9 protein-coding genes are annotated in these 12536 nt (G+C 61.7%); 4 read left to right on the top strand and 5 right to left on the bottom strand.

Features of this window, described 5'->3' with window-relative positions; genetic code table 11:
• Window positions 1–36: 36 nt before the first annotated feature.
• Window positions 37–888, bottom strand: coding sequence for a hypothetical protein (locus K3725_RS06505; protein ID WP_260018003.1), 852 nt, complete (start codon window positions 886–888; stop codon window positions 37–39).
• A 404-nt stretch (window positions 889–1292) separates the two neighbouring features.
• Between K3725_RS06505 and K3725_RS06500 the strand changes: the two genes are divergently transcribed.
• Both K3725_RS06500 and ilvN read left to right on the top strand, forming a co-directional pair.
• Window positions 1293–3044, top strand: coding sequence for an acetolactate synthase 3 large subunit (locus tag K3725_RS06500; protein ID WP_260018002.1), 1752 nt, complete (start codon window positions 1293–1295; stop codon window positions 3042–3044).
• A gap of 89 nt (window positions 3045–3133) precedes the next feature.
• Window positions 3134–3694, top strand: coding sequence for an acetolactate synthase small subunit (gene ilvN, locus K3725_RS06495; RefSeq protein ID WP_260018001.1), 561 nt, complete (start codon window positions 3134–3136; stop codon window positions 3692–3694).
• Between the two features lie 27 nt (window positions 3695–3721).
• Here the strand turns inward: ilvN and K3725_RS06490 are convergent, their stop codons facing one another.
• Window positions 3722–4072, bottom strand: a complete 351-nt coding sequence (locus K3725_RS06490) for a hypothetical protein (RefSeq protein ID WP_260018000.1) — start codon at window positions 4070–4072, stop codon at window positions 3722–3724.
• A 235-nt stretch (window positions 4073–4307) separates the two neighbouring features.
• On the opposite strand from K3725_RS06490, the gene K3725_RS06485 reads away from it, so the two are divergent.
• On the top strand, window positions 4308–5105 hold the full coding sequence (locus K3725_RS06485) for a helix-turn-helix domain-containing protein (RefSeq protein WP_260017999.1): 798 nt from the start codon (window positions 4308–4310) through the stop codon (window positions 5103–5105).
• A gap of 2 nt (window positions 5106–5107) precedes the next feature.
• On the opposite strand, the gene K3725_RS06480 is transcribed toward K3725_RS06485, so the two are convergent.
• Together K3725_RS06480 and prfB are read right to left on the bottom strand one after the other, a co-directional pair.
• Complete coding sequence (locus tag K3725_RS06480) at window positions 5108–5878, bottom strand: DUF2189 domain-containing protein (RefSeq protein WP_260017998.1); 771 nt, start codon at window positions 5876–5878, stop codon at window positions 5108–5110.
• Between the two features lie 252 nt (window positions 5879–6130).
• On the bottom strand, window positions 6131–7258 hold the full coding sequence (gene prfB, locus K3725_RS06475; protein WP_260017997.1) for a peptide chain release factor 2: 1128 nt from the start codon (window positions 7256–7258) through the stop codon (window positions 6131–6133).
• 225 nt (window positions 7259–7483) lie between these two features.
• Between prfB and K3725_RS06470 the strand changes: the two genes are divergently transcribed.
• Window positions 7484–9964 (top strand): Hint domain-containing protein, encoded by a 2481-nt coding sequence (locus tag K3725_RS06470; protein ID WP_260017996.1) that lies wholly within the window; start codon window positions 7484–7486, stop codon window positions 9962–9964.
• Here the strand turns inward: K3725_RS06470 and K3725_RS06465 are convergent.
• Entirely contained in the window at window positions 9958–12459 is a 2502-nt protein-coding gene (locus tag K3725_RS06465) for a penicillin-binding protein 1A (RefSeq protein ID WP_260017995.1), read from the bottom strand. The genes K3725_RS06470 and K3725_RS06465 overlap by 7 nt on opposite strands.
• Between the last annotated feature and the right edge of the window lie 77 nt (window positions 12460–12536).

The raw sequence follows: 12536 nt of genomic DNA, 5'->3' as shown, positions 1-12536 counted from the left end.
CGTCCGGGCGCCCTCCCCCCGGGGCGCCAGTTTTTTTCAGTCGCGCAGCGCGTCCGCGCGCAGGCCTTCACGTTCGTAGTGGTGCGGCAGGACGCGGCCATAAAGCTGCCGGGTGCGCTCCACCCCGCCGCACATGCCCTCAGTCTCGACAAAGGAGAAGATACCGACATACCGCCTGCTCGGGCCTTCGACCGGGGCTACCCTGTGCAATGAATAGCGGCCGCGGAAGATCTGCAGATCGCCCGGCTGCAGCACCAGCCTGCGCACCAGGGGCGAGCCGCCCGCCAGCACCCGCGCAACGCCGTCGTAGTTTTCATCCGTGGGCGTGCGCAGCATCGGAGCGTATTCGAAATCGCCGCCTGCCTCGCCGTTCTGGATCGCCAGCGTCACCGTGTAGTTGTTGGTATCAAAATGCCAGGGGAAGCCGTCGCCCTCCTCAACCATGTTGATGATCACATCCGCCAAAGGGTCATCATAACGGAAGAAACGGTTCTCCGGCTCTCCCAGCGCCTCGCGGATGAAGGGCATGAAGCCGCGAAATTCGTAGATTGTCCGCAGCGGGCTGGCGGCGCTGAAATTGTCGGCGGGAATAAAGGCGTTGGAACGGTCATAGAACTGGCGCACCGGGTGGTCTTCCGGCAGCGACGGATCGTCCTTGGAGAAGTATGCGTTGGTGCGGCTGAACGACTTGTGCCCCTGATCCGCAACGGTATCAGCTTCGGCTGCCAGCCTTGCGATGCCGTCCGGATGCACAAAGCCCGGCAGCACTGCGCAGCCGTCAGCTTCCAGTTCGCTTTGCACGTCCGCCATCATCCGCGCATAGGCGGGCGAGCCAGGCCTGTCGATCGGATAGCGCCCCAGGTCCACCAGTTCCGCAAGTTCAGCCATGTTTATGTCCTTCCCTGTCGCCTCTCTAAGGGTGAGCTTGCCCGCTGCGGATTGGCTGATCTGGCACAAACGGGACATGAGAGTGCCGGTTTTGAACGAATCCGCACCGGCACACCCCGTCATTTTCGCGGAAATTTCGCCGCACCCCAGGGTGTGAGCAAGAAAATGTCCCTGAACAGGTGTTTTTTGACAGCTTTCGCGGTTGACGCCCCTGCCCGGCAGACATAATGTCGCCCGCAACGCAAAGAGGAGCCTGTGGCAGTGACCACCCTAGTCGTAATCGTAGGAACCAAGCGCATGGGCCGGTAACGGTAGACCATAATCGAACCCATGCGCCTCCGATCAGAAATCGGGGGCTTTTTTTATGCGTAACGGACGATGCCGCCAATTGGAGCAAAAAGCAGATGACACGTGAAATGACCGGCGCAAAGATGGTTGTCCAAGCCCTGAAGGACCAGGGTGTGGACGTAGTCTTCGGATACCCAGGCGGCGCCGTGCTGCCGATCTATGACGAGATCTTTCTGCAGAATGATATCCGTCACGTGCTGGTCCGCCATGAGCAAGGCGCGGTGCACGCCGCTGAGGGCTATGCCCGCTCCACCGGCAAGCCCGGTGTCGTGCTGGTGACCTCCGGTCCCGGTGCCACCAATGCGGTGACCGGCCTCACAGATGCGCTCTTGGACTCGATCCCGATCGTGGTTCTGACCGGACAGGTTCCGACCTTCATGATCGGCTCCGACGCCTTCCAGGAGGCCGATACCGTCGGCATCACCCGCCCCTGCACCAAGCACAACTGGCTGGTCAAGGATACTGATGCTTTGGCCGGTACTCTGCACGAGGCGTTCCACGTCGCCAAGTCCGGCCGTCCCGGCCCGGTTCTCGTCGACATTCCCAAGGACGTGCAGTTCGCCAACGGCAAGTATCAGGGGCCGAAACCATCGGCCTCGCATTACCAGCCGCAAGTCAAAGGTGATATGGAGGAGATCACCGAGCTGGTCGAGGCCATCGAGAAGGCCAAGCGCCCGGTGTTCTATACCGGCGGCGGCGTCATCAACTCCGGCACCGCAGCCAGCCAGCTGCTGCGCGAACTGGTGGATGCCACCGGCATTCCGGTCACCTCGACCCTGATGGGGCTTGGCGCCTATCCGGCCTCCGGCAATAACTGGCTGGGGATGCTGGGGATGCACGGGCTTTACGAGGCCAACATGGCGATGCACGGCTGCGACCTGATGATCAACATCGGCGCCCGCTTCGATGACCGGATCACCGGCCGTATCGACGCCTTCAGCCCGAAATCGAAGAAGGCCCACATCGACATCGACCCCTCCTCGATCAACAAGGTGATCCGGGTCGATATCCCGATTGTCGGTGACGTCGCCCATGTGCTGGAGGACCTGCTGAAGATCTGGAAATCGCGCGGCCGCAAGGTGAACCGAGAGGCGCTGGACAAGTGGCACAAGCAGATCAACGAATGGCGTGCCGTGAACTGCCTGTCCTTCAAGAACTCGGAAAAGACCATCAAGCCGCAGTATGCGCTGCAGCGTCTGGAGGCGCTGACCAAGGGCCGCGACCGCTATGTCACCACCGAGGTCGGCCAGCACCAGATGTGGGCGGCGCAGTACCTGGGTTTTGAGGATCCGAACCGCTGGATGACCTCTGGCGGCCTCGGCACCATGGGCTATGGTTTCCCGGCCTCGATCGGTGCCCAGATGGCGCACCCGGACGCGCTGGTGATCAACGTCGCGGGCGAAGCATCCTGGCTGATGAACATGCAGGAAATGGGAACTGCGGTGCAGTTCCGCCTGCCGGTAAAGCAATTCATCCTCAACAATGAGCGCCTGGGCATGGTGCGCCAGTGGCAGGAGCTGCTGCACGGCGAGCGTTACAGCCACAGCTGGTCCGAGGCGCTGCCCGATTTTGTGAAACTTGCCGAGGCCTTCGGCTGCAAGGGCATCTGCGTCAGCGATCCCAAGGACCTGGATGATGCGATCATGGAGATGATCGAATATGACGGTCCGGTGATCTTCGACTGCTTGGTCGAGAAGCACGAGAACTGCTTCCCGATGATCCCGTCGGGCAAGGCGCATAACGAGATGCTGCTGGGCGAGGCGGAGACGCAGGGCGTTATCCAGGCCGGCGGCGCAGTGCTGGTGTAACCGCGGCCGCGCCGCAAAATTCTTGTGAAGAATTTTGCCAAAAGTTTTCTGAAAACTTTTGGCAGCGACAAACGAAAGGACGGCGACTGATGTCTGCCCTGCATATCAAAAAAGGCTCCAACCGCCATTCTGCCTACAACCTGCGCCCGACGTTTTCGGACGTGCAGGAACGCCATACCATTGCGGTTCTGGTGGAAAACGAACCCGGCGTTCTAGCCCGGGTGATCGGCCTGTTTTCGGGCCGCGGCTACAACATCGAAAGCCTTACCGTGGCGGAGGTGGACCATACCGGCCATCTGTCGCGCATCACCATCGTCACCACCGGCACCCCGCAGGTGATCGAGCAGATCAAGGCACAGCTGGGCCGGATCGTGTCAGTCCGTGACGTGCATGACCTGACGGTTGAAGGCGCCGCGGTGGAGCGGGAACTGGCAATCCTGAAGGTGGCCGGCGAAGGCGACAAGCGCGTCGAAGCGCTGCGGCTGGCGGATATCTTCCGCGCCAATGTGGTTGACAGCACCCTGAACAGCTTTGTGTTTGAAATCACTGGCGCACCGGACAAGATCGATGCCTTTGCCGATCTGATGCGCCCGCTGGGTCTGGCTGAGATTGCCCGCACCGGTGTCGCCGCCCTGCTGCGCGGCAACTGACCCTGGCCCGGCCCTGAGCGGGCCGTGCTATCGCTGAACGGTTTGAAGCGGTGCGGCAACGCGCCGCTTTTCTGCTGCCTGCAGCGGGAAAGGAATAACCTTCTGCTCCTGGCTGCCGGCATCCGCCGCCTTGCACTCCGCCGTTGCACTCAGCCGGTCCGCGAGATCCGGGCTGCCCTGCTCCAGAACAATCGCGAGATTTTCGGCAACCCTGACATTGCCACTCAGGGTTACATCAAACTCAACCCAGTCCCCCGGATTAAGTTCAGCACACTCCGCCCCATGCTTATTTGTGTAAAAAGCAAGGTCCCCCTGGTCATCGCACCAGATCACGGCTTTGGTCAGGGGAGCGTCACTCCATAAAATGACTCCAATCATACCAGTCCTCATATTGCCGCCCATCAATTCTGAAGCAATTGAGCTGACGCCAACATGACAAAAAACGAGTCCTGCTATTGCATTTTGTGTCAGTTCGGCTAGCCTCCTGACGTGAAGTAGAGACACCCCTGACGCCAATTGGTCTCACAGGCTGACGTGCCGATGCCCACTACTGGCATAACCTACCGGCAAAAAGGGAAAATTCTACGTAAATGCCGAACCGTCAGGACCCCGAATGAACAGCCAGAACCGCTCTCCAGCTGACCTGAGGAACATGTTTGGCGCGAACTTGCGTCAATTGGCGCGGCAGTACCGGTCGATTTCAGAGCTGTCGCGCCAGCTGGGCATCAACCGCACGCAATTCAACCGCTACCTCTCCGGCGAGAGCTTTCCGCGCCCGGATATTCTGGACCGTATTTGCCGTTTCTTTGACGTGGATGCGCGTATCCTGCTGGACCCGGTTGAGACGCTTTCAAAGGCGGGTCAGGTTGTAAACGGCGCATTTCTGGCTGATTTCCTTGGCCATGGCGTTCAACAGCTGACCGAGGAGTTTTTCCCTTCTGGGTTTTACCGGTTCACACGCCGCAGTTTTATCAATGAAGATAAATTCGTAATTGGCCTTGTCTATGTGTTCCGCGAGGCTGGCGTCACCTATATCAAGGGGTTCGAGGCCAAAGAGGCGATGCTGAGCCAAGGCCTCCCATCCAGCCCGGACGTCCGGGAGTTCCGCGGCTATATCAGTGGCCACGAGGACGGCGTGGCCTTTGTTATCGCCCGGCGCAAGGCGATGACCTACTCGTTCAACTACCTGGCGCGGGTGGCATCCCTGCAGAACAACTTCTGGTCGGGATATGTCGCCCGCACCGTCCGGGAAAGCGGTACCGGGGAGCGGGTTACACGAATGGTCTATGAACATCTTGGCCGCGACACGTCCCAGGTTCTGGCGGCCGCCCGAAGCGCGGGCTTTGCCGACGAGGACGCCCTGTTGCCCTTCCACCGGCGTCTTTTGGACACGGCCCAGCCCTTCCACTGACGCTAACTCGCGTCAGCCAGCCTGTAGATGTGCCAAGTGGCGTGGCCCAAGAGGGGCAGCACCAGGAACAGCCCCAGGAACCATGGCAGCAGCGCCGCAAAGGTCAGGACCGCAATCATTCCGGCCCAGATCATCATCACCACGAAGTTTTGCTGCACATACTGGAAGCTGGTGATCATGGCGGTGACAAAGTCCACCTCCCGGTCCAGGAGCAGCGGCAAGGCAATCACCGTGATCATGTAGAGAAGCAAGGCAAACAGTGCCCCCGCCACGGTGCCGACTGCCAGCATGGTCAGCCCGTTTGCGGTCAGGAACACCTCTGCCGAGGTGGAAATATTGGTCATCGTCGCATGCCCTAGGAAGAGGGCAAAGATCATGTGGCCGAGGAAGAACCAGAACAGGAACACCACCACGATGATGGCGCAGATCGACGGCAGCTGTCGGCGGCTTTGCTGCAGAACCACGCCCAGGATCCGTCCGACCGCAATCCCCCTGCCCTGTTCCAGCCGGTGCGACACCTCATAAAGGCCAACCGCGGCAAAGGGACCGATCAGCGGGAAACCGATGGCCGCCAGCACCAGCCAGTAGGTGGTGCCGGTGCGCACGGTGATCCAGGCCATCACCCAGCCTGCCAGCACATAGACGGCAGCAAAGAACAGCCCGTAAAGCGGCATCCTGCGGTAATCCGCCCAGCCCCGGCGCAGTGCCTCGAACAGCATCTGCGTCGTGACCGGCTGCAGCGGCGGCACGCCAAAGGGCTTTTCAGGTGTCATGACGCTACTCCTCCCCTCAGGCAGGCCCTGTCTTCTGTCCTGTTGCGGATGGCCTGCGTCTTTTTGAATGAAGCATCAGAAATGCTTCATTTGAACCTAGCCGCGAAACCCGCAGAATAAAATGCTTTGCGGATGCATGATTCATGCTGCGGTCCCGGCCCTGGCAGGCCAGCCCAAAAAACAAAGGGGCAGCCCGCGCAGGCCGCCCCCCTTCCGGTTCTGAAAGACACCCAAAGCGGCGTCAAAAATAGATCAGCCCTCAGCCTGCGCGTCAGCGCGGCTCTTGCCGGACACGTTCAGCGCAAGAGTTGCGGCCATGAAGCCATCCAGATCTCCGTCCAGCACGCCTTTGGTGTCAGAGGTCTCATGCTGGGTGCGCAGGTCCTTCACCATCTGGTAGGGCTGCAGAACATAAGAGCGGATCTGGTTGCCCCAGCCGGCATCGCCCTTGGCCTCATGCGCCTCGTTGATGGCGGCGTTGCGGCGGTCCAGTTCCTGCTGGTAGAGTCGCGATTTCAGCGCCTTCATGGCGATGTCGCGGTTCTGGTGCTGGGATTTCTCCGACGAGGTCACCACGATGCCGGTCGGGATGTGGGTGATCCGCACCGCCGAGTCGGTGGTGTTCACGTGCTGGCCGCCCGCGCCCGAGGAACGGTAGGTGTCAACGCGGATATCGGAAGGGTTCACCTCGATCTCGATATTGTCGTCCACCACCGGATAGACCCAGACGGAGCTGAACGAGGTGTGCCGCTTTGCCGCCGAGTCATAGGGCGAAATGCGCACCAGCCGGTGCACGCCGCTTTCGGATTTCAGCCAGCCATAGGCGTTGTGTCCGGAAATCTTGTAGGCGGCGGATTTAATACCCGCTTCATCGCCCGCGCTTTCGGACTGCAGCTCGACCTTGTAGCCCTTCTTTTCAGCCCAGCGCACATACATCCGCGCCAGCATCGAGGCCCAGTCGCAGCTCTCGGTGCCGCCGGCACCTGCGTTGATTTCCAGAAAGGTGTCATTGGCATCCGCCTCGCCATCCAGCAGCGCCTCCAGCTCTTTTTCGGCCGCCTTCTCCTTGAGCGCCGCCAGCGCCGCCTCGGCGTCCTTGACCACCTCGGCGTCGTCTTCCATTTCACCCAGCTCTATCAGTTCGATGTTATCCGACAGATCCTGCTTGATGCCCTTGTAGGTATCAATGGAATCCACCAGCGCCTGGCGCTCGCGCATCAGTTTTTGTGCCGCCTCCGGATCGTCCCAAAGATTGGGGTCTTCGACGCGCGCGTTAAACTCTTCCAGCCGGTATTCGGCGGTTTCCCAGTTCAACCGCTGGGCCAGCAGTTCCAGCGATTTCTCGATGTCTGCGACGATATTCTGGGTTTCCGCACGCATGGGAGGTCCTTGCAATCTGAGATCAGGCCTGCGTGATAAACCACCCTTGCGCCGCGGGCAAGCGGCCAGCATTGCCCGGCGGGCGCCGGGTGATACAGAAAATGCACCTTAAATGCTGTGCGCTATCTGATCCGGGAAATACGCGGAATTAACGCGGCCTGCCAAAACCTGACAACTGAAACGCGCGGGCAGCCTGCGCTGCCGTGTATTTGGGGAATTGGGACTATGCCCAGCGGATATCTTGTCCAGCTTGGAGACGGATCGCTTGATCACGGCGATACGATCACGTCTACCTATTCCTCCTTTACCACCGACCAGAACCTGGGCGCGGGCAACTGGAGCTGGACCGGCTCGCACGGCGGCACCCCATACACCAACGAGGTGGAACCGGGCGTCTACTATCTGGCCACCGACGGCAACGTCTACTTTGTGCCGGATTTTGGGCCGCCCGACACTTTCAGTTCAGCAACCGCCGACAGCCCGCCAGCCTATACAGACAGTGACGGTCCGGTGGAGGGCACCAGCGGCGCCGACAACATCGACAGCAGCTATACCGACGCCGACGGCGACCAGATCGACAACGGCAGCGGCGGCGGCGCGTCCGGCAACCAGGACACGGTGGAGGCCGGTGCAGGCGACGACACGGTCAACGCGGGCGCCGACAACGACATGGTGTTCGGCGGCAGCGGCGGCGACAGCCTGGCAGGCGGCAGCGGCGATGACACGATCTATGGCGACAGCAGCAGCGAAGCGGGCCTGACGGACTCCGATCAAAGCATCACAAACGCCAACGTCACCGACACCAGCAGCGGCTTCACCGTCACCGCCCGGGATTTGTCGGGCACCGCAAGCGCCGCCAATATCGACTATTACGACGGCGGCTTTGGTGTCGCCGGCGCGATCTCCGATTCCGACAGTTCGGTGGATGCGCAGGTCGGCTACGACAAGGCTTCGGGAATATCCGAAGAGATCATCGTCGACTTCGATCAGGACACTGACGATGTCAGTTTTTCCTTCAAGCACCTCTATACCGATTCCTTCGGCGAAGAGGGCCACTGGGCCATCTACAAGGACGGCGTCCTGATTGCCGAGGGGGATTTTACGGAGGACGTCGCCGGTTCCGGCACCGGAACAATCAACATCAGCGGCTACGGCGATTTCGACCAGCTGGTGCTGTCCGCCAATCTTCAGACCGATGGCACCGACGGTTCCGACTACATGGTCACCGACATCACCTTCACGGTGCCGGCGGAGGTACCCGCGGACGGTAATGACAGCATCGACGGCGGAACCGGGAACGACCTCATCTACGGCCAGGGCGGCAATGACACCATCTCCGGTCAAAGCGGCAATGACACGCTTTATGGCGGCACCGGCGATGATACGCTGTGGGCTGGAACCGGCGACGATCTGGTCTACGGCGGCGACGGGGATGACCTTTATGATACCGATGAAGGCAATGACACCTTCTATGGCGAAGGCGGCGACGATTGGGTTGCGGTCTGGTCCAACCCCGACGGCGAAACGCTGGTCGGCGGCGAAACCGATGAAACACTGGGGGACATGCTGGAGCTTTACGGCGACGGCTCCAGCATCAACATCACCTTCACCAGCGACGAAGCCGGCACCTTTACGGTCGGTGCCGATACCGTCACCTTTTCGGAGTTTGAACGCTATTACTTGCATTCCGGCGATGACACGCTGGATGCGTCCATCGGCACCTCGGACATCTGGGTCCAGGGCTTGGGCGGCAACAATGTCTTCACCGGCGGCAGCGGCAATGACACGCTGCTCGGAGGGGGAGGCAGCGATACCCTGCGCGGCAATGCCGGGGCGGACTCGCTGGACGGCGGGTCCGGTGATGACAGCCTGATCATCGGCGAAGGCGATACCGCCACGGGCGGCGATGGCGACGACTACTTCACGGTGGAAGACACTGGAGATACCGGCAGCAACGACATTTATGTGACCGGCGGCGATACAGGTCAAACCACCGGTGACACGCTGGATTTCAACGGCCAGCTCGTGCTGGGATCGGTCAACATCACCGACAACACCGGCGGCAGCCTGACAGGGACAGCCACCTTGCTGGACGGCAGCACGGTCCATTTCTCCGGCATCGAAAACATCATCTGCTTTACTGCAGGCACCCGCATCGCCACTTCCGCGGGCCTGCGCTGCATCGAAACCCTGCGCACGGGCGATCTGGTGATGACCCGCGACAACGGCCTGCAGCCGGTGCGCTGGATCAGCCAGTCAACGGTCCCGGCGACGGGCAACCTGGCCCCGATCCGCATCAAGGCGGGCCAGTTCGGGGCGGAACGCGACCTCTTGGTCTCACCGCAGCACCGGATGCTGTTCTCCGGCTCCCAGGCAAGCCTGCTGTTTGGCGAAAGCGAGGTGCTGGTCTCCGCCGTCCATATGCTGAACGACCGCTCCATCCGGCGCGAACCGGGCGGCAGCGTCACATATGTGCATGTGCTGTTTGGCCAGCATGAGATCATCTATGCCGAAGGCGCCGCCTCCGAGAGCTTCCACCCGGGGGTTCAAGCGGTCTCAGCGCTGGAGGAGCCGGTGCGCGAAGAGCTGTTCCGCATCATGCCGGACCTGCGATGGCACAACGGCGAAGGCGGGCGCACCGCCCGCCTCTGCGCCTCGCGCCACGAGGCCGCGCTGCTGCTGCCGCGCCCCTCGCAGGATCAGTAAAGCCCGCCGGAACTGACGGTGCCAAAGGTCGCCTTTGGCCCCAGCACAGCCGTGCCGCCGCTGGAGGTGGTCACCTGACGGCCGGACTGCTGCACTTCCTCGATCAGCGGCAGGTTCGACCCCATCGCAAAACCGCCGTCATAGGTCAGGCCGAAGATCGGCTCAGCGCCGTCGCGGAAATACTCCGCCACCACATAAGCGCCCGACGCACCATCCGGCAGCCGCGCGCCGGTGTAGCGGTCGATCTTGATGAAATGGCCGCCTTCCGGCACTTCGAACGGACCGCCGCCGAACTTCTCGGTCGCCTTCTTCATGAACTGCTGGAACACCGGGCCACACATGGTGCCGCCATAGGCGCCGCGGCCCATCGGGCGAGGCTGGTCAAAGCCCATATAGCAGCCGGCCACGATGTTGGAGGTGAACCCTACAAACCAGACATCGCGGGAATCGTTGGTGGTGCCGGTCTTGCCCGCGGTGGGCACCGGCAGGTTGATCACGCTTGACGCGGTGCCGCGGTCAACCACGCCCTTCATCATCGAGGTCAGCTGATAGGCGGTGATCGGGTCCATCACCTGTTCGCGGTCGGTGACAATGCGCGGCGCCTGACCGGGTGCCAGCGTGGGATCGGAGCAGTCGACGCAGTCACGGTCATCGTGACGGTAGATAGTCTTGCCGAAACGGTCCTGCACCCGGTCCACCAGCGTCGGCTGCACCCGCTCGCCGCCGTTGGCGAACATCGCATAGGCCGCCACCATCTTATAAAGCGTGGTTTCCTCTGCCCCCAGCGAGTTGGCAAGGAACGGGCCCATGTTGTCGTAGACGCCGAATCGTTCAGCGTAGCCCGCGACCACCGGCATCCCGACCTCCTGCGCCAGGCGGATGGTCATCAGGTTCCGGCTCATCTCGATGCCGGTGCGCAAGGGCGTCGGACCGTAGAACTTGTTGGTGGAGTTCTTGGGCCGCCACAGGCCCTGCGGCGTATTGATCTCGATCGGGGCGTCAACCACGATGGTCGCCGGGCTGTAGCCGCTGTCCAGCGCAGCCGCATAGACAAAGGGTTTGAAGCTGGAACCCGGCTGCCGCATCGCCTGGGTCGCGCGGTTGAACACCGAATGCTGGTAGGAGAATCCGCCCTGCATCGCCAGAACCCGGCCCGAGTTCACGTCCATCGCAACAAAGCCGCCCTGCACCTCCGGCACCTGCCGCAGCGACCAGTGGCTGAAGGCATCGTCCTTCTTCTCGGCCCGGACCAGCACCACGTCGCCGCGTGCAAAGTTGTCGGCAAAGCTGCCCTTCATCCACTTGATGTCAGAACGCGGCACGGTCCCGGTGCCCTCGCTCTGCTCCACCCCGATGGTCAGGCGCTCGCCGCCAACCTCCAGCACCACCGCCGGATACCAGCGGCCGCCGAGCACGATGTCGCGCGACACTTCGGTGTTTTCCAGCGCCGCACGCCAGGTGGCCTCGTCCTTCAGCTGTTCCTCTTCCAGCTTGATGCCGGTGCCGCGCCAGATCCCGCGGGAGCGGTCGTATTTTTCCAGCCCGCCGCGCATCGCCAGCGCCGCCTCGGCCTGCATGTCGTGGTCAATGGTCGCGCGCACCGTAAAGCCGCCGGTGAAGAACTCGCCCTCGCCAAAATCCTCTGTCAGCTGGCGGCGGATTTCATCGGTAAAGTAGTCGCGCGGCGGCAGCGTGGTGCGGAAGCCCTCGAAATCGCCATTCTGTACCGAGCGCAGCGGCTGCGCCACTTCCACGTCAAAGACATCCTTGGAGATATAGCCGTTCTCGCGCATCTCGCGCAGCACATAGTTGCGCCGCGCCAGCAGGCGCTCCTTCTGGCGGACGGGGTGATAATCCGACGGTGCCTTGGGCATCGAGGCCAAGGTCGCCGCCTCATGCGGTTCCAGCTCGCCCAGGGTCTTGTTGAAATAGGTCTGCGCGGCGGCGGTCACGCCATAGGAGTTCTGGCCGAGGAAGATCTCGTTCAGGTACAGTTCCAGAATGCGTTCCTTGTCGAGCGTTTCCTCCAGCCGTGTGGCGAGGATGATCTCCTTGATCTTACGCTCCGCCCGGCGGTCGCCGGACAAGAGGAAGTTCTTCATCACCTGCTGGGTGATGGTGGAGGCGCCGCGCACGTTCTGCCCGCGCGAGCGCACCGCCTCAACCGCTGCCGCGGCAATGCCGCGGGCGTCATAGCCTGCGTGGCTGTAGAAATTCTTGTCTTCGGCCGAGATGAAGGCCTGTTTCACCAGATCCGGGATTTCCGCCGACGGCGTGAACAGCCGGCGCTCCTTGGCGAATTCGTCGATCAGATGCCCCTCGCCCGAATAGATCCGGCTGATCGTCGGCGGCTGGTACTGTGCCAGCGATTCATGGCTCGGCAGGTCGCGCCCGTAGATCCAGAACACCGCCCCGATGGTCAGCGCCACCATTGCCACGCCAAGGGTAATGGTGCTGAAGATGGAGCCGAAGAAAGAAAATATGAACCTGAGCACGGATGTTAGCCTTTCACGCGGGGTGCCGCCTATATAGGCGCGGCGGCTGCCGGGGTCAAAGCATGCAACGGCGAATT

Source organism: Leisingera sp. S132, from assembly GCF_025144465.1.
Classification (GTDB): Bacteria; Pseudomonadota; Alphaproteobacteria; order Rhodobacterales; family Rhodobacteraceae; genus Leisingera.
This window is presented reverse-complemented; position numbering and strand designations above follow the sequence as displayed.